This window comes from Arthrobacter sp. P4_F10, assembly GCF_056401435.1.
This window is the reverse complement of sequence record NZ_JBFUJJ010000041.1, coordinates 1-24,173: the sequence shown is the minus strand read 5'-3', so window position 1 is coordinate 24,173 and position 24,173 is coordinate 1. Positions and strand designations below refer to the sequence as shown.

The 24,173-nt window shown below is 68.3% G+C and carries 21 protein-coding genes and 1 rRNA gene; 6 read left to right on the top strand and 16 right to left on the bottom strand.

Annotated features, from left to right (window positions below; translation table 11 throughout):
- The 4 genes from AC1DR1_RS20870 to AC1DR1_RS20855 all read right to left on the bottom strand — a co-directional run.
- Positions 1-209, bottom strand: a 16S ribosomal RNA gene (locus AC1DR1_RS20870); the annotation flags it as partial.
- A gap of 500 nt (positions 210-709) precedes the next feature.
- Positions 710-2,023 carry a tyrosine--tRNA ligase gene (gene tyrS / locus AC1DR1_RS20865; RefSeq protein ID WP_229993917.1) on the bottom strand — a complete coding sequence of 438 codons (1,314 nt, stop codon included), beginning with the start codon at positions 2,021-2,023 and terminating at the stop codon, positions 710-712.
- Between the two features lie 91 nt (positions 2,024-2,114).
- Entirely contained in the window at positions 2,115-4,343 is a 2,229-nt protein-coding gene (locus tag AC1DR1_RS20860; RefSeq protein ID WP_229993918.1) for a HelD family protein, read from the bottom strand.
- A gap of 150 nt (positions 4,344-4,493) precedes the next feature.
- Positions 4,494-4,973: an adenine phosphoribosyltransferase gene (locus AC1DR1_RS20855; protein ID WP_476993227.1), complete on the bottom strand. Its 480-nt coding sequence runs from the start codon at positions 4,971-4,973 to the stop codon at positions 4,494-4,496.
- 86 nt (positions 4,974-5,059) lie between these two features.
- On the opposite strand from AC1DR1_RS20855, the gene AC1DR1_RS20850 reads away from it, so the two are divergent.
- Entirely contained in the window at positions 5,060-5,677 is a 618-nt protein-coding gene (locus AC1DR1_RS20850) for a GNAT family N-acetyltransferase (RefSeq protein ID WP_229993920.1), read from the top strand.
- Positions 5,678-5,683: 6 nt separating this feature from the next.
- On the opposite strand, the gene AC1DR1_RS20845 is transcribed toward AC1DR1_RS20850, so the two are convergent.
- Together AC1DR1_RS20845 and AC1DR1_RS20840 are read right to left on the bottom strand one after the other, a co-directional pair.
- Positions 5,684-6,283, bottom strand: coding sequence for a hypothetical protein (locus AC1DR1_RS20845; protein WP_476993226.1), 600 nt, complete (start codon positions 6,281-6,283; stop codon positions 5,684-5,686).
- 83 nt (positions 6,284-6,366) lie between these two features.
- The gene (locus AC1DR1_RS20840; protein ID WP_229993922.1) at positions 6,367-7,092 is read right to left on the bottom strand and encodes a DNA-3-methyladenine glycosylase; all 726 of its coding nucleotides are present in this window, start codon (positions 7,090-7,092) and stop codon (positions 6,367-6,369) included.
- Positions 7,093-7,182: 90 nt separating this feature from the next.
- Here AC1DR1_RS20840 and AC1DR1_RS20835 point away from each other — a divergent pair, with 90 nt between their 5' ends.
- Entirely contained in the window at positions 7,183-8,691 is a 1,509-nt protein-coding gene (locus tag AC1DR1_RS20835; protein WP_229993923.1) for an AlkA N-terminal domain-containing protein, read from the top strand.
- The gene (locus tag AC1DR1_RS20830; RefSeq protein WP_229993924.1) at positions 8,688-9,206 is read left to right on the top strand and encodes a methylated-DNA--[protein]-cysteine S-methyltransferase; all 519 of its coding nucleotides are present in this window, start codon (positions 8,688-8,690) and stop codon (positions 9,204-9,206) included. Before AC1DR1_RS20835 ends, AC1DR1_RS20830 begins: the two co-directional genes overlap by 4 nt.
- Before the next feature lie 65 nt (positions 9,207-9,271).
- Here the strand turns inward: AC1DR1_RS20830 and AC1DR1_RS20825 are convergent, their stop codons facing one another.
- The 10 genes from AC1DR1_RS20825 to argC form a co-directional block, all read right to left on the bottom strand.
- Positions 9,272-10,009, bottom strand: coding sequence for a maleylpyruvate isomerase family mycothiol-dependent enzyme (locus tag AC1DR1_RS20825; RefSeq protein WP_229993925.1), 738 nt, complete (start codon positions 10,007-10,009; stop codon positions 9,272-9,274).
- Between the two features lie 57 nt (positions 10,010-10,066).
- A complete protein-coding gene (locus AC1DR1_RS20820) occupies positions 10,067-10,594 on the bottom strand; it encodes a pyridoxine/pyridoxamine 5'-phosphate oxidase (RefSeq protein WP_229993926.1) in 528 nt (175 codons plus the stop codon).
- A 63-nt stretch (positions 10,595-10,657) separates the two neighbouring features.
- Complete coding sequence (gene argH, locus AC1DR1_RS20815) at positions 10,658-12,073, bottom strand: argininosuccinate lyase (RefSeq protein ID WP_364747493.1); 1,416 nt, start codon at positions 12,071-12,073, stop codon at positions 10,658-10,660.
- Positions 12,073-13,278, bottom strand: a complete 1,206-nt coding sequence (locus AC1DR1_RS20810; RefSeq protein WP_229993928.1) for an argininosuccinate synthase — start codon at positions 13,276-13,278, stop codon at positions 12,073-12,075. Before AC1DR1_RS20810 ends, argH begins: the two co-directional genes overlap by 1 nt.
- Before the next feature lie 100 nt (positions 13,279-13,378).
- The gene (locus AC1DR1_RS20805; protein ID WP_079551248.1) at positions 13,379-13,909 is read right to left on the bottom strand and encodes an arginine repressor; all 531 of its coding nucleotides are present in this window, start codon (positions 13,907-13,909) and stop codon (positions 13,379-13,381) included.
- Positions 13,909-14,934 carry an ornithine carbamoyltransferase gene (gene argF, locus AC1DR1_RS20800; RefSeq protein ID WP_414645535.1) on the bottom strand — a complete coding sequence of 342 codons (1,026 nt, stop codon included), beginning with the start codon at positions 14,932-14,934 and terminating at the stop codon, positions 13,909-13,911. The genes AC1DR1_RS20805 and argF overlap by 1 nt, the downstream gene beginning before the upstream one ends.
- Positions 14,931-16,262, bottom strand: coding sequence for an acetylornithine transaminase (locus AC1DR1_RS20795; protein WP_364747491.1), 1,332 nt, complete (start codon positions 16,260-16,262; stop codon positions 14,931-14,933). The genes argF and AC1DR1_RS20795 overlap by 4 nt, the downstream gene beginning before the upstream one ends.
- Positions 16,259-17,188: an acetylglutamate kinase gene (gene argB / locus AC1DR1_RS20790; protein WP_229993930.1), complete on the bottom strand. Its 930-nt coding sequence runs from the start codon at positions 17,186-17,188 to the stop codon at positions 16,259-16,261. The genes AC1DR1_RS20795 and argB overlap by 4 nt, the downstream gene beginning before the upstream one ends.
- Positions 17,189-17,223: 35 nt before the next feature.
- Positions 17,224-18,390 carry a bifunctional glutamate N-acetyltransferase/amino-acid acetyltransferase ArgJ gene (gene argJ / locus AC1DR1_RS20785; RefSeq protein ID WP_229993931.1) on the bottom strand — a complete coding sequence of 389 codons (1,167 nt, stop codon included), beginning with the start codon at positions 18,388-18,390 and terminating at the stop codon, positions 17,224-17,226.
- Positions 18,387-19,430, bottom strand: a complete 1,044-nt coding sequence (argC, locus tag AC1DR1_RS20780; RefSeq protein ID WP_364747488.1) for an N-acetyl-gamma-glutamyl-phosphate reductase — start codon at positions 19,428-19,430, stop codon at positions 18,387-18,389. The genes argJ and argC overlap by 4 nt, the downstream gene beginning before the upstream one ends.
- A 268-nt stretch (positions 19,431-19,698) precedes the next feature.
- On the opposite strand from argC, the gene AC1DR1_RS20775 reads away from it, so the two are divergent.
- From AC1DR1_RS20775 to AC1DR1_RS20765, 3 genes are all read left to right on the top strand, one after another.
- Complete coding sequence (locus AC1DR1_RS20775; RefSeq protein WP_476993225.1) at positions 19,699-20,697, top strand: fatty acid desaturase family protein; 999 nt, start codon at positions 19,699-19,701, stop codon at positions 20,695-20,697.
- Positions 20,698-20,862: 165 nt separating this feature from the next.
- Positions 20,863-21,828, top strand: coding sequence for a quinone oxidoreductase family protein (locus AC1DR1_RS20770; protein WP_229993934.1), 966 nt, complete (start codon positions 20,863-20,865; stop codon positions 21,826-21,828).
- A 113-nt stretch (positions 21,829-21,941) separates the two neighbouring features.
- The coding region (locus AC1DR1_RS20765; RefSeq protein WP_476993228.1) for a non-ribosomal peptide synthetase at positions 21,942-24,173 on the top strand (2,232 nt) is incomplete at its 3' end.

The following is a 24,173-nucleotide window of genomic DNA, read 5'->3' as shown; positions in this document are numbered from 1 at the left end:
GCTTTCCACCCCCCACCATGCGATGAGGAGTCATATCCGGTATTAGACCCAGTTTCCCAGGCTTATCCCAGAGTTAAGGGCAGGTTACTCACGTGTTACTCACCCGTTCGCCACTAATCACCGGTGCAAGCACCGGGTCATCGTTCGACTTGCATGTGTTAAGCACGCCGCCAGCGTTCATCCTGAGCCAGGATCAAACTCTCCGTTGAAGTAAAACAGACACAACCACCACCCCCGGGAAAACGGGAGAAAATGGCTGCACAAAATTTGAAACCAGCCAAAAACACCAGACCACACCACGGGGTGGCGGGCCCGGCACATTCAACCAATCCATATACAATAAATTGGTATCAACAAACTTGGCACACTATTGAGTTCTCAAACAACAGACACATTCGAATACTTGCCGAAACAATTCATTTCAATGAATTTTTTATTTCGTTTTTCTTCGCTGCGATGTTTACAGCTTATTTCATTCATTTCCACTTTGCAAATCCGCGATTTTCATCCGAATTTCACTTTATGGAGCGAATCCGCCCAGCAGAATTGAAGCAATTTCCATTGTGTGCGCCTAGCGCATGRAGAATTGCTTCTCATTTGTGGGGGTTTGTCACCACTCAACGGCGGCGACTCAGAAAACAATACACGCTCCCCCCCGGCCGTGCAAATCGGCCGGGGRGGAGCGTGCAGGGTGCGTTTTCGAAGCTGGTCAGGACGCGGAGACTTCCACCGTTGCCAGGTTCTTTTTGCCCCGGCGCAGGAGCAGGTAGCGCCCGTGCAGCAACTGGCTGGCCGCAATAACGGCGTCGGGGTCGGATATCTTCGCATTGTTGACGTAGGCCCCGCCTTCCCCCACGGTGCGGCGCGCGGCGGACTTGCTCTCTGACAGACCGGAGGCGACCAGCAGCTCGATGATGCCCAGGGCGCCGGCGTCGACAGTGGCGGACGGCAGCTCGGAGGTGGCCGCCTTCAATGTCGCTTCATCCAGCACAGAAAGATCGCCGTTGCCGAACACCGCGGCCGATGCCGCAATGACCTTCTCCGTGGCCTCCACGCCATGGACCAGCGAGGTCACCTCGTACGCCAGTTTCCGCTGGCCTTCGCGAGCGAACGGCCGTTCAGCGACCGCGAGTTCCAGTGCCTCAATCTCTGCCCGGCTGAGGAAGGTGAACACTTTGAGGCGGTCCGCGACGTCGGCGTCCGCGGTGTTCAGCCAGAACTGGTAGAAGGCGTACGGGCTGCACATGGCCGGATCCAGCCAGATGGCGTTGCCCTCGCTCTTGCCGAACTTGGTGCCGTCAGAGTTGGTGATGAGCGGCGTTCCCAGGGCGTGGACGTGCTTGCCCTCAACCTTCCGGATGAGCTCGGTGCCACTGGTGAGGTTGCCCCACTGATCCGAGCCGCCGGTCTGCAGCATGCAACCGTAGTCGCGGAACAGCTGCAGGTAGTCCATGCCCTGCAGGATCTGGTAGCTGAACTCCGTGTAGCTGATGCCTTCCTCGGAGCTGAGGCGGGACGCGACGGCGTCCTTGCGGAGCATGGTGCCGACACGGTAGTGCTTGCCGATCTCGCGCAGGAAGTCGATGGCGCTCAGGGGCGCCGTCCAGTCCAGGTTGTTGACCATTTGGGCGGCGTTGTCGCCCTCGAAGCTCAGGAAGCGGCGGACCTGGGCCTGCAGGTAGCCCACCCATTCGGACACAGTGTCCTTGGTGTTGAGGGTGCGTTCCGCCGTCGGACGCGGATCACCGATCAGTCCTGTGGAACCGCCCACCAGTCCGAGCGGCTTGTGGCCGGCCAGCTGGATCCGGCGCATGAGCAGGAGCTGGACCAGGTTGCCCAGGTGCAGGCTCGGCGCGGTCGGATCGAAGCCGCAGTAATACGTCGCGGGCTCGCCGGCGAGGAGCTTTTCGAGCTCCGCCTCATCCGTGGAGACGTGGACAAGGCCGCGCCATTTCAGCTCCTGCCAGATATTGGCAAAGCTGGGGTCGTTCTGCTGGGCATCGAGAATATTTAGCTGGGACACGCAATCTAAGTTAGCAGGATCAACGTCACCCGCATCGCAGTTGACGCCGTGCATCCGGCAACCGGACAGCCATTGCTGCCCGGTTGCCGGCCTACTCCTCGATGCCTGCCGGGATTCCGGCGGCGGCGATGAGCCGCAGGCGCTGGGTTGGCCGGGTCATGGCCACATACAGGTCGCCCACCCGGCCGTGCTCGTGGTTGAGCATGTCTGTCGGTTCCAGGACCACGACGCCGTCAAATTCCAGTCCCTTTGCCTCGCGGGGACTGATCACCACGATGTCCTGGGCGTAACTGCCCGCTCCGGTCCCGACACGGTGGCCGTACACGGCCCGCAGCGCCGCGCTGGCCTCGGGCAGCAGCTCGCCGTCGGCGATGACCGCCAGCAGTCCGCCCTCGATGGCGTCCAGCTCCTCCGGAAGCACCTCGACAAGCTTGTTGACGATCTGGCCCCTGCCGACACTGTCGATGACCGGGGACCAGCGGCCTTCCCTGACAGCCTTGGGCGCCGAAACCACCAGTCCGGCCGCGGTAGCCATGCGTGCAGCGGCCTCGGCGATCTGGGACGGCGTGCGGTAGTTGACGGTCAGTTCCTCGAGCTGCCAGCGGTCGCCGAACATGGGGCCCAATGCGCTGTGCCAGGAGTTGGCCCCGGCAACGGAACTTGTCTGGGCGATGTCGCCCACGATCGTGAACGACTTCAGCGGGCAGCGGCGGACCAGCAGCCGCCACTGCATGGGTGACAACTCCTGGGCTTCGTCCACCACGATGTGCCCAAAGGCCCAGCTGCGGTCCGTGGTGGCACGCTCTGCAGCGGTCAGCCGCGTCTCGCGCTCCTGGTTCTGGTCCACCAGGTCTTCAGCTGTGACGAGGACGTCCACGCCGGCGGTTTCCATGTTGACCAGGGTCTGCTTGGCATTGGCAAGGTCGCGGGCACGGTCCTGTTCCTGCTGCGCCAGTCCCCGTCCGGCGGCGGCATCAAGCTCGCCGAGCAATTCGGCGGCCTCGTCGAGCAGCGGAACGTCGGACTCGGTCCACGGCGAACCGGCAGGACGGAGCAGCAGCGCGCGTTCTTCCGGGGTGAGGTTGGGGGTGCATGCCTCGAGGACGGCCGGCTTGCTCAGCAGCTCCCCCACGAGCTTCTCCGGGGTCATCGGCATCCAGCACAGGTTCAGGGCGATCCGGACATCCCGGGCGGACCGGACGTCCTCCGCCAGATAGGAGCGGTCGGCGTTGTTGCCGATGTTGCCGGCCTCCACAAGTTCCGTCATCTGCTCGGTGAGTTCGCGGAGCAGGATCTTGACGAAGGACACGCGGGCCTCGTTGTGCGGTTTGCCCGTGGCGCGCGCCCTCTCCTTGGCGCGGCGGACTTGCCGCGGCGTGAGGACCAGCTTGCGGCCGTCGACCTCAAGGATCCGGTTTCCGGCCGGAATGCGCTGCCGGTTGGCCACGGCGTTGGCGACCACGTCGGCCATGTCCAGCCGGCCCTTGATGGCGGCTACGGCGGAGTCCGGCTCGGCAACGGCGGCGATGCCCGGCATGAGCCGGCCCAGGCTCGCCATCACGACACCGGTCTCGCCGAGCGAGGGCAGCACGCGTTCGATGTAGTTCATGAAGGACGACGTCGGCCCCACCAGCAGGACGCCAGCGCTCTTGAGCCTGTCCCGGTGCGTGTAGAGCAGGTACGCGGCGCGGTGCAGGGCGACAGCGGTCTTGCCCGTGCCCGGACCGCCCTGGACCACGAGTGCGCCGGAGATGGAGGAACGGATGATCCGGTCCTGCTCGGACTGGATGGTGCCGACGATGTCTGACATCCGGCCCGTCCGCTTGGAGTTCAGGGCCGCCAGCAGGGCGCCTTCACCCTGGAGCGAATCGCTGTCGGCAAGCATGTCGGCGTCGAGCACGTCGTCCTCGATTGCCTTGACCTCGCGGCCCTGCAGGATCAGGTGACGGCGGCGGCGGACACCCTGCCGGTCGAACGCCGTGGCCTGGTAGAAGTGGCCGGCCTCGGGCGCCCGCCAGTCCACCATGAGCCGCTGCAGATCCTCGGTGGTCAGGCCGATGCGGCCGATGTACTGGGCCTCCCCGGAATCCAGGTCCAGGCGGCCGAATACGAGCCGGTCATCGACGGCGTCGAGCTGGGCGAGGCGGTCCTCGTAGAGGGCCGCGAAGGCATCGCGTTCGGAAACGTTCTGCATGGTGCCCACGGCACCGGCACGGCGCACCTGGGCCAGCTGGGTGCGCTTCTCCACCCGCAACTCATCGAGCCGGGCGTAAAGTCCGGCCACATAGTCGCGTTCATGGGCCAAATCAGCGTCGTGCATCGAACGTTCCCCTATCGAAAAAGACGGACCCACCATTCTACAGCCATTTCGGCGGACACGGCTGTTGCATGTCGCCGAAACAATGCCAAGGCAGTCTTCGTCAGGGAATTCTACCGACACGACCCGGATGGTCCAGCCCCGCAGTCCCCGTTAGATCCGCAGCAGGGAGCGGACGTTGTGGCCGGTGAGGGCCGTGCGGCCGGCAAGTTCGTCGAGTTCCATGACCACGCCGACGCCGGCGACGTGGATCCCGCACCGCTCGAACAGCCGCGCCGCGGCGCCGAGCGTACCGCCGGTGGCGAGCACGTCGTCGAGGATCAGCACCCGGCTCCCGGGCGCCAGGTCCGTGGTGTGCAGCTCAAGGGTGGCGGTGCCGTACTCCAGGGCGTAGTCCTCGGAAAACACTTCGCGCGGCAGCTTGCCGGCCTTGCGGACCGTGATGACTCCGGTCCCAGTGGCGTACGCTGCGGCCGCCGCGAGCAGGAAGCCGCGGGCTTCCACTCCGGCGACGGCGTCGAACTGGCCCTGGAATGGTCCCACCAGGGCATCGACGACGGCCCCGAAGGCAGTGGCGTCGGCGAACACCGGGCCGTGGCCGCCGGCGCCGGCTGGCCCGGGGCCGGCGGCCACGCGGCAACCCATCAGTCATCCAATGTTCACGCGGGCGGCGCCGGAAACGCCGGTCCCGTCCACCCCGGCGGTGATTGAATGCTCGAATGCGACACGAAATCGTCCTCTCCGGCCATGGGGTCCGCCTGGTTCCGCTGGCTCCGCATCACGCGGCAGGCCTCTTTGATTTCGTGGATCCCGGCATGTGGGCAGGCATGGCGGCGCCCATGCCGGGGACGGGCGGCGAACTGGCAGCACTGTTCCAGTCTCGGCTGGAGGATCCCGCCACCATCCCGTTCGCCGTGACGGACGGGCGCACCGGCGCCCTGCTGGGCACGACGTCCCTCCGCGACTACGTCCCGGCCCAGCAACGCCTTGAAATCGGCGGAACTTTTTACGGGCGGCAGTTCTGGGGCAGCCACGTCAATCCGGCGAGCAAGCATATGCTCCTCGCCTACGCCTATGAGGTACTGGAAGTCCACCGGGTGGCCTTCCGCTGCGACGCCCGCAACACCCGGAGCGCGACGGCGATTGAGCGGCTCGGCGCCCAATTCGAGGGGATCCTCCGCGGCCACCGGGCGGCCCCGGGCGGAGGACGCGCGGATACCGCCGTCTTTTCGATCCTCTCGCAGGAGTGGCCGCCAGTGCGGGAAGAGCTTCGGCGGCGCCTCGCCCCCTTCGCCGTTAGCGCAGACTACGGGCTCAGCAGTTTCGCCGCCTCCTAGAAATTCCTACGCTTCTGCCGTTGGGGGCCCGGTGTCGCCGCCCGGTTCCGGCGGGCGCAGGAGTTCGTTGGCAAGCCCGTAGGAGACGACGCCCAGCGCTGTTCTGAGCGCGCGCTCGGCGTCGAACCGGCCGGCCGCCACGCTGCTCAGCCGGCTGTAGTCCTCAGCCCACCCGGACCGGCGGAACCTGTCGGCGTCACCATGCAGGAGCCGACCGTAGAGGACGTCCTCGAACAGGTCATGGTCATCCAGGGCGATTTCGGCCATCAGCGCCTGGCGGTCCCGGATCATCCCGTTCGTGAACAAGCCGGCCGCTTCTGCCGTGCCCTCGGTTATCCGGGGGTCCGCCGAGTAGTTGCACAGGCGCAGGGCCCTGACTACGAGTTTGAGCGAAACGTGTTCTTCCGGAACGATGAATTTACGCAGCAGGGCTGCACGGAAGAGCTCCACCCAGTGCCTGCGCTCTGCCTCGACGGGGTCCACCGCGATCTGCTCGCCGTCAGGGGTGAACAGTTCCACCATGCGGAAGTACTCGGTGGCCAGCTGCGCAAAGATCTGGAGCCGTTCCAGCTCGTTGCCCGGTTTTCCGCGTTTCCCCTCGCCCATAATGCTCCATCATCCCCCAACGTGGGCGCGGCATCAGGCTGATTGCAGGGTGCCTGCCGGGTGCCTGCCKAGTGCCTGCCGCGTTACGCGCCGCGGGTGGTTGCCGCCTTTGGCGCCTTTGCCGCCTTGTAGCGGGAGACGGTCGGGTCGCCGCTGAGCCAGAACCGCCAGGGGTAGTCGTGGCTGCCGCCCGCGCCGGAGACGCCAACGCGCGGACCGGAGCTGATGCCTGAAGCGACCCCTTCCGGCGGGTGCGCGGGCGGTTCCAGCCGGAACGGCGGCGCGAGGGCGTCGCGCCCGCTGTCCGCCGTCGTCAGCCCCAGTGCGGTGGCCAGCCGGGCAGGCCCGCTGGCGAGGTCGATGTCCGATTTCGACGTCGGGCGCCTGGCCCTGGCCAGTTCGTGCCCCGCAACCACCTCGCCGGCCCGCAGCAGCAGCGCCGACGCAACGCCCTCGGGCCCGCACACGATATTGGCGCAATGGTGCATCCCGTAGGTGAAATACACGTAGAGGTGGCCGGCCGGGCCGAACATCGGCGCGTTGCGGGCCGTTTGGCCGCGGAAGGTGTGGGACCCGGGGTCAGGATGGTGGGAATCATGCGGGCCGAGGTACGCCTCCACCTCGGTAATCCGCACCGAGACGGAGCCCTCGGCCCCGTCGTGCGTCAACACGGCGCCGAGGATCAGCGGCGCCACGTGCCGTGCATCGGCCGAGAGCAGCTCCCGGAGCGGCGCGGCCGCGCCTGTCACCGTGCCGGGCTGGGTACCTGTACCCGTGCCGGGCCGGGCAGGAGGCGGGCTCGACGTCATGCTCAGACTTTAACAAACGCCGCCGGAGGACCACACGGCCGTGTCCGAATTCCGCTAGCAGGTGTCCAGCGAAGCTGGCAGGATGGGGTCATGGACTTCTGGCAGCGCTACCGGGCAATCGACGCCCGGGACACCCGTTTCGACGGGCAGTTCTATACCGCTGTCCGGACCACCGGCATCTACTGCCGGCCCTCGTGCCCAGCGCGGACGCCCAAGGCGGACAACGTCACGTTCTATGAAACGTCCGCTGCCGCGCACGACGCCGGCTACCGGGCCTGCAAACGCTGCCTACCCGAGGCCGTGCCCGGCACTCCGGCCTGGAACGTGCGCTCCGATATCGCCGGCCGGGCCATGCGGCTCATCAATGACGGCGTGATCAACCGCGACGGCGTCGAGGGGCTGGCGGCCCGGCTCGGCTACTCCTCGCGCCAGCTCAACCGGATCCTAAGCCACGAGCTCGGCGCCGGTCCGCTGTCCCTGGCGCGGGCGAGCCGCGCCCAGACCGCCCGCACCCTGCTGGTCTCCACCGGCATGAAAGTCTCGGATATCGCCTTCGCCGCCGGGTTCAGCAGCGTGCGCCAGTTCAACGAGACCATCGGCGAGGTCTTTGCGATGACGCCCTCCGCGCTGCGGGCTACTGCGCGGCATCACCGCTCCCCCGCAGCGACCACCGCGCTCACGCTCAATCTTCCGTACCGCGAACCGTTCGACCCCGGCGTCTTCGACTTCCTCGCCGTCCGTGCCATCCCCGGGATCGAGGAAGGTACTTCCAGTTCCTACGCCCGGACCCTGAAGCTGACGCACGGCGATGCCCGCTTCCGGGTGGATTACGATGCCGGCGCGGCCGGGCGTCCGCTCGTGCTGACCATCGGCGCCGTCGATCTCCGGGACCTGGCCGCCCTGCTGAGCAGGGTCCGCCGCCTGCTGGACCTGGACGCCGATCCCGTCGCCATCGATGCCGCCCTCGCCGCCGATCCCCGCCTGGCCGCCACGGTGGCGCGCACACCCGGCATGCGGATGCCCGGCGCCGTGGATCCGCAGGAGCTGCTGATCCGGGCCATGATCGGCCAGCAGATCACAGTGGCCGCCGCGCGGACCGCCCTGGTCCAGCTGTCCGTGGCCGGGAGCGCGAGCCTGGTGCCCGACGACGGTCTCCACCGGCTGTTCCCGACGGCCGCCCAGATTGCGGAGACCGGCTTCGAACTGCTCCGCGGCCCGCAGCGGCGGATCGATTCCGTCCGGGGCGCCGCCGCGGCGATGGCTTCGGGCGACCTGGACTTCGGCTACGGCGATGACGTGCACGGGCTGGAGGCCAAACTCCTGCCGCTGGCCGGCGTCGGGCCGTGGACCGTGGGATACGTCGCGATGCGGGTTATCGGCGCGCCGGATGTGTTCCTGGCCAACGATGCCGCCGTCCGCAACGGCATCCGCTCACTCGCCCAGAACCCCGACGGCGCCCTGACCACTGATTTCCGTGAGGTCAGCCCATGGCGGTCCTACGCCACCATGCACCTTTGGCGCGCAGCAGCGGCTGCCCAGGCCGCAGCGCGCGCGCCGTCTCCAGCTCAAAAGCAGACTCCGAAGAAAGCGAAACCATGAAAGCCCAGCTGTTGACCATGTCCACCCCGGACGGTCCTTTCACCATCATTGCCCGCGACGGCGCCGTCCTGTCTTCGGGCTGGACCGCCGTTCCCGGTGAGCTGACCGGGCAGATCCACGCGGACCTGCTGCCTGGCGAATTCGAGACCGTTGCCGGCCTGGGCTCCATCTCTGCGGCCGTGGAGGCGTTCTACTCCGGCGATCCGGAACCGGCCATGGCCGTGCCGGTGCTGCAGAAGTCCGGACCTTTCCGCAGCCACGCCTGGGATGTGCTGCGCACGGTCGCCCCGGGGCGCCTGGTGACCTACACGGAGTATGCGGAGCTCTCCGGCAACGCCAAGGCCGTCCGGGCGGCGGCCAGTGCCTGCGCTTTCAACGCGGCGGCCCTGTTTGTTCCCTGCCACCGCGTCATCCGCACCGACGGGACCCTGGGCGGATTCCGCTGGGGGCTGGCCGTCAAGGGCAGCCTGTTGGACCGGGAACGCGAACTCGCCCTCGCAACGGCACGGCCCTAGGCCTAAGGCTGCACGGACCCGGGCACCGCGCCGGGCGGGGGATGGCCGGCCATGGACCAGGGACTTTAGTTGTTGACGGGCACTCCGGCGGGCCAGGGCAACAGTTCCGGAAGGTCAACGCCGTCGGCCGCGGCGGTAGCGCGCAGGCTGCCGAGGGTGGGTGTGCGGCCGGCGAGCCACGCGGCGATGTCCGTGAGCATGCCGTTGATCACCGTCGAGGTTCCGCCGCTCCCGATGGCCACCGCGGGCAGGCCGAGCGGCTGCAGCACAAAGCGCTGGCCCTCGGGCACCCGGGCTGAGAGGAAATCGAAGAGGTGCCCGCAGAAGGGGCGGCTCCAGGTTTCCGGTCCGTGGCCGGTGCCGAGATCGGCCGCATGGATGATGAGTTCGCGCCATAGCGCCAGGCCGCCGTCGAACACGACTCCCCCGCGGTAGGTGATGGGCTCGCGCCAGCCGGCCGCATCGAGGGAGTCGAAGGCGCGCAGGGCCCTGCCCAACGCTGAGTCGAGGTCGGCCCGGTGCTGAGCGAGGCTGTGGCCGGCCGCCATCCCGATGGCGCGGTTCCGCCCCTCGAAGCCGCCGTCGTAAAGCTCCACGCCCTCGCCGCGGGCGGCGTATTCGAGCTGGCGGCCCATCGCGTTGGCAATCCCGCAGATGTGGGCCAGCACGTGCCCGCGGCTCCAGCCGGGCAATTCCGACGGCGCTTTGATGTCCTGTTCCGTCAGTTTCGCTGCGATTCCGGCCACGACGTCGGCGGCACGGTGCAGATCTGCCCGAAGGTTCTCTGGTGTGATTGAGGTCATGGCGCCCATCCTAAACCGAGCCACCCAATTAAGTCGGATTAACTGAGTGGAACCCGGTCAGCGGGGCGCGTAGCGGTGCCGGATGTGCCGGCGGTCGTGCCGGGCCTGCCAGAATTCGATTTCGCGGGGCCGGATGGCGTAGAGCTGCCAGTCTGTGTTTTCATTTTCGCTGCCGTCGGCGCCCGGCCGGGCCTGCCAGTCCGCGGCCGAGGCCTCGGCGGACAGCTCCACGACGTCCCCGGCCACCCGCACCTGGCGGCCCTGCTGCTGCCAGAAGAAGTTCAGCGCCGCGTGCGGGTTGGCCGCGAGCTCCTGGCCCTTGCGGGATTCCCGGGAGGTCGCGAAGTGCCAGCCGTCGGCGTCGATGTCCTTCAGGATCAGCATCCGCGACGACGGCCGGCCCTGCCCATCGGCGGTGGCCAGGCTGCACGCGTTGGGCTGCGGCACCCCGGCCGCCAGCGCTTCGTCCAGCCACAGCCGGAACAGCTCTGCCGGGTCCGCGGGCGCGGAGTCCGGGTCAAAGTCCGGGAGGCGCTCCGGGAAATCGGGCAGGGCACGCAGCATTTGGCGGAACGGTTCGCTCATGTGCCTACCTTAACCGCCGCGAGGGCCCCATCCGCAGAGGGCCCCCGCGCGTAGAGACCGGTGCTACCCCGCGTACGTCCGCACGCCGGCGAGCTCGCCGTCGAGGGCCAGCAGCTGGCGTTCGACGGCGGCCGGTGCGGTGCCGCCTTGGGAGTTCCGGCTGTTGAGCGAACCCTCAGTGGACAGGACCGTGCGGACCTCTGGCGTCAGGTGCTCCGAGATGGCGGCGTATTCCTCGTCCGTCAGGTCCCAGAGCTCGACGCCGCGGCTTTCGGCCTGCTTCACCGCGGCGCCTGAGAGCTCGTGCGCCTCGCGGAACGGAACGCCCTGGCGGACCAGCCATTCGGCGATGTCCGTCGCCAGCGCGAAGCCCTGCGGTGCCAGCGCTTCCATCCGTTCGGTGTTGAACTTCAGCGTCGCGATCATGCCGGACACTGCCGGGAGCAGGACCTCCAGCGTATCGGCGGCGTCGAAGACCGGCTCCTTGTCCTCCTGCAGGTCGCGGTTGTACGCGAGCGGCAGCCCCTTCAGGGTGGCCAGCAGCCCGGTCAGGTTGCCGATCAGCCGGCCGGCTTTTCCGCGTGCCAGTTCCGCCACGTCCGGGTTCTTCTTCTGCGGCATGATCGAGGAGCCGGTGGAGTAGGAATCGTGCAGGGTGACGAAGGAGAACTCCTTCGTGGCCCACAGGATCACTTCCTCCGAGACCCGGGACAGGTCCACGCCGATCATGGCCGTGATCCAGGCGAACTCGGCGAAGACGTCGCGGGAGGCGGTGCCGTCGATCGAGTTGTGCGTCGCCGAGAAAAAGCCCAGGTCGGCTGCGACGGCCTCCGGGTCCAGGCCCAGCGAGGAGCCCGCCAGGGCACCTGAACCGTAGGGCGAAACGCCGGCGCGCTTGTCCCAGTCCTGGAGCCGCTGCACGTCACGCAGCAACGCCCAGGCGTGAGCGAGCAGGTGGTGGCTGAGCAGGACCGGCTGGGCGTGCTGCAGGTGGGTGCGGCCGGGCATGGCCACCCCCTGGTGCGCCTTGGCCTGGTCCACCAGTGCGTCGATCGTTGAGAGCACGCCGCGGGCGATAATCCGGGCGTGGTCGCGCAGGAACATCCGGCCCAGCGTGGCCACCTGGTCGTTGCGGGACCGGCCGGCGCGGAGCTTGCCGCCGAGCTGGGTGCCGGCGCGCTCGATCAGGCCGCGCTCGAGTGAACCGTGCACGTCCTCATCCGACTCCGCCGGCAGGTAGGCGCCGGAGGCGACGTCCTCATCCAGCCGGGTCAGTGCGGCAAGCATGCCCTCAAGTTCGGCGTCATCCAGCAGCCCGGCCTTGTGCAGCACGCGGGCGTGCGCCTTGGACCCGGCGATGTCGTAGCGGGCCAGCCGCCAGTCGAAGTGCGTGGACTTGCTCAGCGCGGCGAGGGCGTCCGCGGGGCCGCCGGCGAACCGGCCGCCCCACAGCGCGCCTTCATTGGTGGCGGACGCCATTACTGACCTGCGACGCGGATGTCGCGGCCGGAGGCAACCTTGGCGGACATGCCCCACAGCTCGATGAAGCCGCGCGCCATCGACTGGTCGAACGTGTCGCCGGTGTCGTACGTGGCGAGGTCGAAGTCGTAGAGCGAGGTCTCGGAGCGGCGTCCGTTGACGATCGCCTGGCCGCCGTGGAGCACCATGCGGATGTCGCCGGTGACGTAGCGCTGGGTGTCCTCGATGAAGGCGTCGAGGGAGCGCTTGAGCGGGGAGAACCACTGGCCGTCGTAGACCAGCTCGGCCCAGCGCTGGCCGACGGTCGCCTTGAAGCGGGCCTGCTCGCGCTCGATCGTGATGTCCTCGAGGTGCTTGTGCGCGGTGATGAGCGCCATGGCACCGGGGGCCTCGTAGATCTCGCGGGACTTGATGCCCACGAGGCGGTCCTCGACGACGTCGATGCGGCCGACGCCCTGGGCGCCGGCGCGCCGGTTGAGTTCCTTGATGGCCTGCAGCGGGGTGACCTTGACGCCGTCGATCGCGACCGGCACGCCGGCCTCGAAGGAGATAGTGACCTCATCCGGCGCCGGCGGGAATTCCGGGGTGGCGGTGTAGTCGTAGATGTCCTTGGTGGGGGCGTTCCAGATGTCTTCGAGGTAGCCGGTTTCAACGGCGCGGCCCCAGACGTTCTGGTCGATCGAGTACGGGTTCTTCTTGGTGGTCTCGATCGGCAGTCCCTTTTCCTCGGCGAACGCGATGGCCTTGTCGCGGGTCAGGGCGAGGTCACGGACCGGTGCGATGCACTTCAGGTCCGGGCCGAGGGTCTGGATGCCGACTTCGAAGCGGACCTGGTCGTTGCCCTTGCCGGTGCAGCCGTGGGCGACGGTGGTGGCGCCGAATTCGCGGGCGGCCTTGACCAGGTGCTTGACGATCACCGGGCGGGAGATGGCCGAGACCAGCGGGTAGTGGCCCTGGTAGAGGGCGTTGGCCTTCAGCGTGGGCACGCAGTACTCGTTGGCGAACTCGTCGCTGGCGTCGGCGACGTAGGCTTCGACGGCGCCGCAGCCCAGCGCGCGCTGGCGGATGGTCTCCAGCGATTCGCCGCCCTGTCCGACGTCGACCGCCACGGCGATGACCTCGGCGCCGGTGGCTTCACCGATCCAGCCGATGGCTACGGAAGTATCCAGGCCACCGGAGTAGGCCAGAACAATACGCTCAGTCACGGAAATGCTCCTTAGTTGTTTGGTGATGCTGTAAGTGTGGGAAAAATCTCTCTGCTGCAAGCCTGTCACAAGCCCGGTTGTGCCCGGGGCGTTGCGCGGCTTATTGGCCGGCTTCCTCGGCGAACTGCAGGAAGCGTGCGGCGATGTCCGCGCCGCCCAGGGGGTCCCGGGTGACAAGCAGGACGGTGTCGTCCCCAGCGATGGTGCCCAGGATCGAGGGCATCACGGAGTGGTCGATGGCGAGGGCAAGGAAGTTTGCGGCGCCCGGCGGGGTCCGGAGCACCACGAGGTTGGCCGAGGCCTCGGCGGTGACGAGCAGTTCCCCGCACAACCGGGTCAGCCGGGCGTCGAGGATTTCCTGCGTGACGCCGCTCTTGGCCGCCCGTTCGCCGCCCTCCCCCGGGACGGCGTAGACCAGCACGCCGTCCTTGCCGCGGACCCGGACGGCGCCGAGTTCCACGAGGTCGCGGGAGAGCGTGGCCTGGGTGACCTGGACGCCGTCGTCCGCGAGCAGCGCCGCGAGCTCAGCCTGGGAACGGACCGACTCGCCCGTCAGAATCGCTGTGATCCGCGCCTGCCGGGCTGTCTTGGTGGCCGGGCTGGCCCCCGGAGAGGCTGGCTGGACGGACATCAGGCCAAGCCGTCCACCGGTGCCAGCCCATCAACTGGCGCGAGCCCGTCAACAACAGCCAGGCCGGAGCGGTGCATGAGCCAGGCCATCAGCGCCTTCTGGGCATGGAGCCGGTTTTCAGCCTCGTCCCAGACCACCGACTGCGGGCCGTCAATGACGTCCGCGGCGATCTCGTAGCCCCGGTAGGCCGGCAGGCAGTGCAGCACGACGGCGTCCGGCGCCGCGAGCTTCATCGCGTCGGCGTCCACGGAGTAGTCGCGGAACAGTTTCATCCGCGCTTCCTTCTCCGCCTCCTGGCCCATGGACACCCACGTGTCGGTGGCGACGACGTCGGCGCCCAGGAGGGCCTCCACGGCGTCGACCGTCACCAGCACGGAGCCGCCGGTCTCCGCGGCACGGTCCTCGGCGGCGGCGATGATCTCCGGAGACGGCAGGTACCCTGCCGGTCCCGCGATGCGGACGTTCATGCCGGCCGTGACGCCGGCCAGCAGGTAGGAGTTGGCCATGTTGTTGGCCGAGTCGCCCAGGTACGCCATGGTCAGGCCCTTGAGCGAGCCCTTGTGCTCCTTGACGGTCAAGAGGTCGGCCAGCAGCTGGCACGGGTGGTAGTCATCGCACAGGGCGTTGATGACCGGAACGCGGGAGTTCGCGGCCATGGCGACAAGCCCGGCATGCGCGCCGGTGCGCCACACGATGGTGGACACCATGCGTTCGAGCACCTTGGCGGTGTCCTCGACCGATTCCTTGTGCCCGATCTGCGCCTCGCCGGGGTTGATGATGAGCGCGTTGCCGCCCATGTCCGCGATGCCGGTGGCGAAGGAGACCCTGGTCCGGGTGGAGGTCTTGTCGAAGATGACGGCCACGGTCTGGCGGCCGCTGCCTGCCGCGGCGAAGGGCTGCACACTGTAGGGCGCGGCCTTCATCCGGACGGCGAGCTCGAGGACCTCGGCCTGTTCGGCCGGGGTGAGGTCCGTGTCCTTGAGGAAGTGGCGGGTGGGCACTGATGCGGTCACGACGGCGGTCACTTGGCGTCCTTTGCGGCGTTGTTACTTGAAGTGGCGGGCTGTTCGGCGGACTTTTCGGCAGTGGACTTTGCGGTCTCGAGCAACGCGGGCAGTGCCGCCAGGAAGCGGTCGGCCTGTTCGGTGGTCAGGATCAGCGGCGGTGCCAGCCGGATGGTGCGCGGGCCCGGGCTGTTGACGATGAAACCGGCGTCAAGCCCGGCGGTGACGACGCCCGGGGCGACGTCGGCGTCGAGGTCGAAGCCGATCAGCAGCCCCTCCCCGCGGACCTCGGTGACGCCGGCGATTCCGGCGAGGCCGGCGCGCAGGTGCTCCCCCACGCCCCGGACGTGGGCCAGGATGTCCTGGTTTTCGAGGACGTGCAGCGTGGCGAGGGCGGCCGCAGTGGCCACCGGGTTGCCGCCAAAGGTGGTGCCGTGCTGGCCGGCGGTCAGCAGCTCGGACGTTTCCGGTCCGAACGTCACGAGCGCGCCGACCGGGAAGCCGCCGCCCAGGCCCTTGGCGAGGGTCACGGCGTCGGGCACGATCCCGGCGTCCTCACTGGCCAGCCACTTGCCGGTGCGGCCGATGCCGGTCTGGACCTCGTCGAGGATCAGCAGGGCGCCGGCGGCGCTGGTGGCCTCGCGGGCGGCCAACAGGTAGCCGGCGGGCAGCGGCCGGACGCCGGCCTCGCCCTGGATCGGTTCGAGGAAGACGGCGGCGGTGGTGTCGTCCACGGCGGCGCGGAGGGCATCGATGTCACCGAACGGGACATGCACGACGCCGCCTGGCAGCGGCGCGAACGGCGCCCGGTAAGCTTCCTTCGCCGTCAGCGCGAGGGCGCCCATGGTGCGCCCGTGGAAGGCGCCTTCGAGCGCGATGATCTTGGTGCGCGGCGTCTCGTCCGGGCCTGTGTTCCGGCGCGCCAGCTTGAAGGCCGCCTCAACGGCCTCGGTACCGGAGTTGGCGAAGAACACTTTGGACCCGGCAGGTGCCTTGGACAGTTCCAGCAGCTTCTCCGCCAGGGCGATCTGGGTGGGGCTCGTGAAGAAGTTGGAGACATGGCCCAGGGTGGCCAGCTGGCTGGAGATCACCGAGGTGACGAACGGGTGGGCGTGGCCGAGGGCGTTCACGGCGATGCCGCCGAGCAGGTCCAGGTACTCCTTGCCGTCGGCGTCCCACACGAGGCAGCCGGCGCCGCGGACCAGGACCCGCTGCGGGGTGCCGAAGACGCCCAGCAGGGAGGAGGAGTAGCGGGAGAGCCACTGCGCGCCGGTGGCGCGCGAGTGGACCAGGTCGGCTACCGGAGAGTGTTCGAGATCCGTGGAAGGTGCAGTTTCGATCTGGTTCATTTGCTTTCCTCGTCGGGGACGACCTGGGTGCCGATGCCGGCGGTCGTGAATGTTTCCAGGAGCATCGAGTGCGGCAGGCGGCCGTCCACGATGTGGGCGCGCTCGACGCCGTCGTCAATCGCTTTCAGGCAGGCCGCCATCTTCGGGATCATGCCGGACTCAAGGCGCGGCAGCATCTCTCGCAGCTCCGAAGCCGTCAGCGACGAGATGAGCGATGACCTGTCCGGCCAGTTGGCGTAGAGGCCTTCGACATCGGTCAGGATGACCAGCTTGGATGCCCCCAGGGCCGAGGCGACCGCCGCCGCCGCCGTGTCCGCGTTGACATTAAGTACCTGCCCGGTGGTGGATCCGTCTGCGGAGATCTCCGGGGCAACGGTGGAGACTACCGGGATCCGGCCGGCCGCGAGGATGTCCACGATCCCTTCCGGGTTGACGCCCACCACTTCCCCGACGAGGCCCAGGTCCACCTCCTCGCCGTCCACCACGGTGCCGGTGCGGACGGCGCGGAGCAGTCCGCCGTCCTCGCCGGACATGCCGACGGCGTACGGGCCGTGGGAGTTGATCAGGCCCACGAGTTCGCGTCCCACCTGGCCGGTGAGGACCATCCGGACCACGTCCATGGCCTCGGGTGTGGTGACGCGGAGCCCGCCCTTGAATTCGGATTCGATCCCGAGCCGGCTGAGCATGGCGTTGATCTGCGGGCCGCCGCCGTGAACCACCACGGGGTGGATGCCGACGTGGTGCAGGAACACGACGTCTTCGGCGAAGGCGCGGCGGAGCTCGTCGTTGACCATGGCGTTGCCGCCGTACTTGATCACCATGGTGCTGCCGGCAAAGCGCTGGATCCAAGGCAACGCCTCGATCAACGTGGCGGCTTTGTCCCGGGCGTCGGACTGGGATGTCGTCTCGCGGGTCTGGGTGTTCATGCTGTTCGTCCTTACTGCTCGTCCTTCCAGGCGGATTAGCTGGAGTAGGCGCTGTTTTCGTGGACGTAGTCGTGGGTGAGGTCGTTCGTGAGGATCGTGGCCTCGGCCCCGCCGGCCTGCAGGTCGATTTCGACCAGGACCTCACGCGGTTCGAGATCCACCAGGTTCCGGTCATCGCCGATGCTGCCGTTGCGGCAGATCTGCACGCCGTTCATGGACACGTTCAGCTGGTCCGGATCGAACGCCGCGTCGGTGGTACCGACGGCGGACAGCACGCGGCCCCAGTTGGGGTCCTTGCCGAAAATCGCCGTCTTGAACAGGTTGGAGCGGGCGACAGCGCGGCTGACGATTTCGGCGTCCCCCTCGCTCGCGGCGTTGAAGGTCCGGATCGCGATGTCGTGGCTGGCACCCTCGGCGTCGCCGATCAGCTTGCGGGCCAGCTCGGCGCAGACCTGGGTCAGGCCCGTGCGGAAGTCGACGGCGGACGGCACGGCGCCGGAGGCCCCGGACGCCAGCAGCACCACGGTGTCGTTGGTGGACATGCAGCCGTCGGAGTCCGCGCGGTCGAAGGTGACCCGGGTGGCGTTGCGGAGTTCCGCGTCGAGCATGCCCGGCTGGACGTCGGCGTCCGTGGTCAGGACCACCAGCATGGTGGCCAGGCCCGGGGCCAGCATGCCGGCGCCCTTGGCCATGCCGCCAATGGTGAACGGTGTGCCTTCGGCGTCGGTGCCGGAGAAGACGGCCTGCTTGGAGACGGAGTCCGTGGTCATGATCGCGGTGGCTGCCGCGGGGCCGCCGTCGGCGGCCAGAGCGGCGGTGGCGGAACCGATCCCGGCCAGGATTTTTTCCATGGGGAGCTGTTCGCCGATCAGTCCGGTGGAGCAGACGACGACGTCGGTGGCGGAGACGCCGAGGGCTTCGGCGGTCTTCTCCGCGGTGGTGTGGGTGTTTTGGAAGCCCTGGGGCCCGGTGCAGGCGTTCGCTCCGCCGGAGTTGAGGAAAACGGCGTCCACGCGGCCGTCCTTGACCACCTCGCGGGACCAGTGCACGGGGGCCGCGGCGACGCGGTTGGACGTGAAGACCGCCGCGGCGGCCTTGGACGGACCGTCGTTGACCACGAGGGCAACGTCCGGCTTGCCGGAAGCCTTGAGCCCTGCCGTCACGCCGGCGGCGCGGAATCCCTGCGGTGCGGTGATGCTCACGGTGCGACTCCCTGGAGGTTGAGGCCGGCGGATTCCGCCAGGCCGAGGGCGATATTCATGGACTGCACGGCCCCGCCGGCGGTCCCCTTGGTCAGGTTGTCGATGGCGCAGCACACGATCACGCGGCCGGTGTGCTCATCGAAGGCCAGCTGCATGACCGTGTGGTTCGAGCCCTGGACCGACTTGGTGGAGGGCCACTGCCCCTCCGGGAGCAGGTGGACGAACGGTTCGTCGTCGTAGGCCTCGGACCAGGCCGCGCGCAGCTCCGCGGCAGTGACGCTGCGTCCTGGCTGCTGCCGGACCTTGGCTGTCGCCGTGGTGAGGATCCCCCGGCTCATTGGCGCCAGGGTGGGCGTGAAGGAGACGGTGACCGGAGCGCCAAGCGCCTTGGAGAGTCCTTGCTCGATCTCCGGGGTGTGCCGGTGTCCCCCGCCTACCCCGTAGGGACTCATGGAGCCCATGACTTCGGCGCCGATCAGGTTGACCTTGGCGGCCTTGCCGGCCCCTGAGGTGCCGGATGCGGAGACGATCACGACGTCGTCGCCTTCCAGCAGCTGGTTGCTGAAGCCGGGCATGAGGGCCAGCAGGGCCGAGGTCGGGTAGCAGCCGGGGACGGCGATCCGGGTGGCGCTGCGGAGGGCGTCGCGCTGACCGGGCAGTTCCGGGAGACCGTAGGGCCAGGTTCCGGCGTGCGCGGAACCGTAGAACTTCTCCCAGGCCGCCGGGTCCTCGAGGCGGTGGTCCGCGCCGGCGTCGATAACCAGGGTCCCGGCGGGCAGCTGCGCCGCGATCTCCGCGGACGCTCCGTGCGGAAGCGCCAGGAACACGACGTCGTGCCCGGCCAGGTTATCCACGGTGGTGTCCTCGAGGATCCGATCCGCCAGACCATGGAGATGCGGCTGCAATTCCCCTAGTCTGGAACCGGCGTTGCTGTGGGCCGTGATGGCGCCGATGGTGACGTCGGGATGGCCGGCGAGGAGCCGCAGGACCTCGCCGCCGGCATAACCGCTCGCCCCGGAAACGGCAACAGAAATAGTCATAAGCACGACTATACAGCAAGAGTATGCATAGATGCCGATATTTATGCATGGATGCGGCCGTGTCCGGGAACCCCCGGGGCGTATGCTTGGTAAAGGGTGATCCAGACCGTGCAGCTGCAAATGTCAGCTGCAACGTTGCCCGTAAACAGCAACGAGGCAGGCTCCCTATGACCACTACGCTCACTCCTCCTCCTCTAGATTCAGTACGCCCCAAATCGCGAGTCAACCCAACGCCGTCGTTCTCAGCTATTCGGAACTGCTCAAGACCGTGAAGGCTGCCGGTCTCCTGGAACGCCGAGTCGGCTTCTACGTCACCGTGTTTTCGGTGCTTGCCCTCCTGATGGCCGCGACATGGTTCGGGTTCGCGCTGATCGGTGACAGCTGGTTCCAGCTCCTGATCGCCGCCGCCCTGGGCATCCTGTGCACGCAGCTGAGCTTCCTGGCCCACGAGGCCGGGCACCGGCAGATCTTCGCGTCCCGCCGCGCCAACGACTGGGCAGCACGGCTGCTCGCCACGTCCGTGGCCGGGATCAGCTACTCCTGGTGGGAGCAGAAGCACGGCGCGCACCACAACCACCCGAACGTCATTTCCAAGGACCCGGACATCGCGCCCGGCCCCATCGCCTTCCACCCCGAAGCCGTAGCCGACCGCCAGGGGCGCCTCGCGTTCCTGACGCGCAAGCAGGGCTGGTTCTTCTTCCCGCTCCTGTTCCTGGTGGGCCTGGGACTCCAGATCGACTCCGTGAAATTCATCGTCCGCCGCGCCAAGGTCACGCACCGCTGGGTTGAAATTCCGATCCTCGCCGTCCGGCTCAGCCTGCTGCCCGTTCTCGCGTTCTCCTTCCTGCCGCTGGGCATGGCGTTCGCCTTCATCGGCGTCCAGCTGGCCGTGTTCGGCTTCTACATGGGCGCGTCGTTCGCGCCGAACCACAAGGGCATGCCGGTGCTGCCGGCGGACAGCCGGGTGGACTTCTTCAGCCGCCAGGTCCTGACGTCCCGGAATATCTCGGGCGGCCGCTTCATGGACATCCTGCTCGGCGGCCTTAACCGCCAGGCAGAACACCACCTGTTCCCGGACATGGCCCGCCCCCAGCTGGACAAGGCCGCCAAGATCGTCCGCGAGTACTGCGCCAAGCACCAGGTCCCGTACACGGAAACCACCCTGATGCAGTCGTACGCCATCATCGTCCGCTACCTCAACGATGTCGGACTCGCCGCGGGCCGGCACTTCGAATGCCCGATGGCAACGGTCACCCGCCGCTACTAAGGGACGCATCAGGCGGCGTCCGCGCAGGACCCGCCACGTCCGGACGCTGGCACGTGAAGCATCACGTGACGGTCGGTTACGGAACGCCCCTTCATGGTTACCGCCGGTGTCCCTAGGATGGACCCAGGGACCGGGACAGACTTTCCCGCCCGGAAAAGGAGCCACATGATGCACGCAATCGTCGCCCGCCAGGCCGGGGGCCCCGAGGTCCTGGAGCTCGACAAAACAGCTCGTCCCGTTCCCGGGCCCGGCCAGCTGCTCGTCAAGGTCGCCGCCGCGGGCGTGAACTTTATCGACACCTACAAGCGCAGCGGCATCTACAAGGTCAGCTACCCCTTCACGCCCGGCTCCGAGGCCGCAGGCACCGTGGAGGAGGTCGGCGATGCCGTCACCGGGTTCGCTCCCGGCGACCGGGTGGCCACGGCCGAGGGCGCTGACTGCTACGCCGGCTATGCACTCGTCGACGAGGACAAGGCCCTCCCGGTTCCCGACGGCCTGGACGATTTCACCGCCGCGGCCCTGCCGCTGCAGGGGGTGACCGCCCACTACCTGATCAACTCCACCTTCAAGGTCGAGTCCGGCCACACGGTCCTGCTCCACGCCGGCGCCGGCGGCGTCGGACTCCTAATGATCCAGCTGCTCAAGGCCAGGGGCGCCCGTGTCATCACCACCGTTTCGACGGACGAGAAAGAGCAGCTGGCCCGCGACGCCGGCGCCGACCATGTGCTGCGCTATGAAGGTTTCGCGGGACGCGTCCGGGATCTGACCAACGGCACCGGCGCGGACGTCGTGTACGACGGCGTCGGAAAAGACACCTTCGACGCCTCCCTGGCGTCGCTGCGCATCCGGGGCATGCTGGTGCTCTTCGGCGGAGCCTCCGGCCCGGTCCCGCCGTTCGACCCGCAGCGGCTCAACACCGGCGGCTCGCTCTACCTCACGCGGCCGACCATGGCCCACTACCTGCGCGACGCCCGGGAACGCCGCTGGCGCTCCGACGAAGTCTTTGCCGCCGCTGCCGAAGGCAGCCTCAAGGTCAGGATCGGCGCCCGCTACTCCCTCGCCGAGGCAGCGCGTGCACACGACGACCTTGAACAGCGCCGCACCACCGGCAAAGTCATCCTGGTCCCCTAAGCCGTACGGTCTCCTAGGCCGCACAGCAACACCATCCGTTCATCTCCTGCAGGGACAATGCGCCAGTGACCGAGCAACGACTGACCCCGAGTGAAGCCCCCGACGCCGGTACGGTGCAGAGTCTTCCGGCTGCCAGCGCCACCGTCTACGAGCCGCAGCTGCCGGGCGCACGCTCCGCCCCGGCGGAGCGGACGCTCATCGACATCCTCCGCGATACCGCCGCCCGGTTCCCGGACGCTTCCGCCCTCGACGACGGGCACCGCTCGCTCAGTTACGCCCAGCTTATGGGCGAAGTCCGGGCAACCGCGCGGAAACTGCACCTCGCCGGGCTGGGCGCCGGAGACAAGATCGGCGTCCGGATACCGTCGGGCACCAACGAACTCTACGTCTCGATCCTGGCGGTAATGCTGGTCGGTGCGGCCTACGTCCCGGTGGACGCCGACGATCCGGATGAGCGGGCCAAACTGGTCTTCGGCGAGGCCAGGGTGGCCGCCATCCTCCGCGCCGGCGGGAAGATCGTCACGGACAGCAACCACCCCCGGCCGTTCCCCGATGCCAGGCCGCCAGGCCCCGACGACGACGCGTGGGTCATCTTCACCTCCGGCTCCACCGGCACACCCAAAGGCGTCGCGGTCCAGCACCGCTCGGCCGCCGCGTTCGTGGACGCCGAGGCCCGCATCTTCCTGCAGGGCGATCCGGTGGGCCCGCAGGACCGGGTGCTGGCCGGCCTGTCCGTTGCCTTCGATGCCTCCTGCGAGGAAATGTGGCTCGCGTGGCGCCACGGTGCCTGCCTTGTTCCGGCACCCCGGGCGCTGGTCCGGACCGGGATGGACCTCGGCCCGTGGCTGATCAGCCACGGCATCACTGTGGTCTCCACCGTCCCCACGCTCGCCGCGCTCTGGCCCGTGGAATCGCTGGAAAGTGTCCGGCTGCTCATCTTCGGCGGGGAAGCGTGTCCGCCGGACCTTGCCGAGCGGCTCGCCGTCGAAGGACGCGAGGTGTGGAATACCTACGGGCCCACCGAGGCCACCGTGGTCGCCTGTGCCGCGCGGCTCGGCGCGCCCGGCCCCGTCCGGATCGGCCTGCCGCTGGACGGCTGGGACCTCGCCGTCGTCGACGCCTCTTCGCTGCCCGTCGCCGAAGGCGAGGTGGGCGAACTGATCATCGGCGGCGTCGGGCTGGCCCGGTACCTTGACCCGGTCAAGGACGCCGAAAAATACGCCCCCATGCCGTCCCTGGGCTGGCCGCGCGCCTACCGCTCCGGCGACCTCGTGAAGTACGAAACAGAGGGCCTCATTTTCCAGGGCCGCGCCGATGAACAGGTCAAGCTTGGCGGCCGCCGGATCGAGCTCGGCGAAATCGACGCCGCCCTGCAGTCGCTGCCGGACGTCGCCGGCGCCGCGGCGGCGGTGCAGACCACCGCTGCCGGCAACCAGATCCTGGTCGGCTACCTTGCCGCCGTTTCGGGCCGGGACATCGACCTCGCGGCCGCGCGCGAACTGCTGGGCGAGAGCCTGCCGGCGCCCCTCATCCCGTTGCTGACGCTCGTCGATTCGCTGCCGACCAAGACCAGCGGCAAAGTGGACCGCCACGCCTTGCCCTGGCCGCTGAGCGGAACCGGAGCTGTCGAGGCCGATGGCGCCCCGCTGAACCTGCCCGATGACGCGCAGTGGATCGTGGAGCAGTGGAGCGCGGTACTGGGAAGCCCAGTCACCAGCCTCGACGCCGATTTCTTCGCCTACGGCGGCGGATCGCTGGCCGCTGCACAGCTCGTGTCAGCCCTGCGCGTCCGCTACCCCACCATCACGGTGGCCGATATCTACGCGACGCCCCGGGTGGGCGCCCTGGTGGACGAGGCACGGCAGTCGCTGCCGGAGGGCGGAATGGTCGCCGCCCAGGAGCGCACCGTCCGGCCCACCGCGCGCAAGTCCCAGGCCTTCCAGACGCTCCTGGGCGTTCCCTTGCACATCCTCGTCGGCATGCGCTGGCTGACCTACCTGATGGCCGCGAACAATCTTCTGGCCGCCTTCGCCGGATTCAGCGCCGCGCCAACGGTCTCGTGGTGGTGGGTGGGCGCTTCCTGGCTGGTCTTTGTCAGCCCCGCCGGGCGGATGCTGCTCTCCGTTGCCGCCGCGCGCCTCCTGCTCCGCAACGTCGTGCCCGGCACGTATCCGCGGTCCGGGCGGGTGCACCTCCGGCTCTGGCTCGCGGAACAGATCCAGGACCTCGCCGGCGCCATCAGCCTGGCCAGCGCGCCCTGGGTGCCCTACTACGCGAAGGCGCTGGGCGCGAAGATCGGCGAGAACGTCCAGCTGCACTCGCTGCCGCCCGTCACGGGTCTGCTG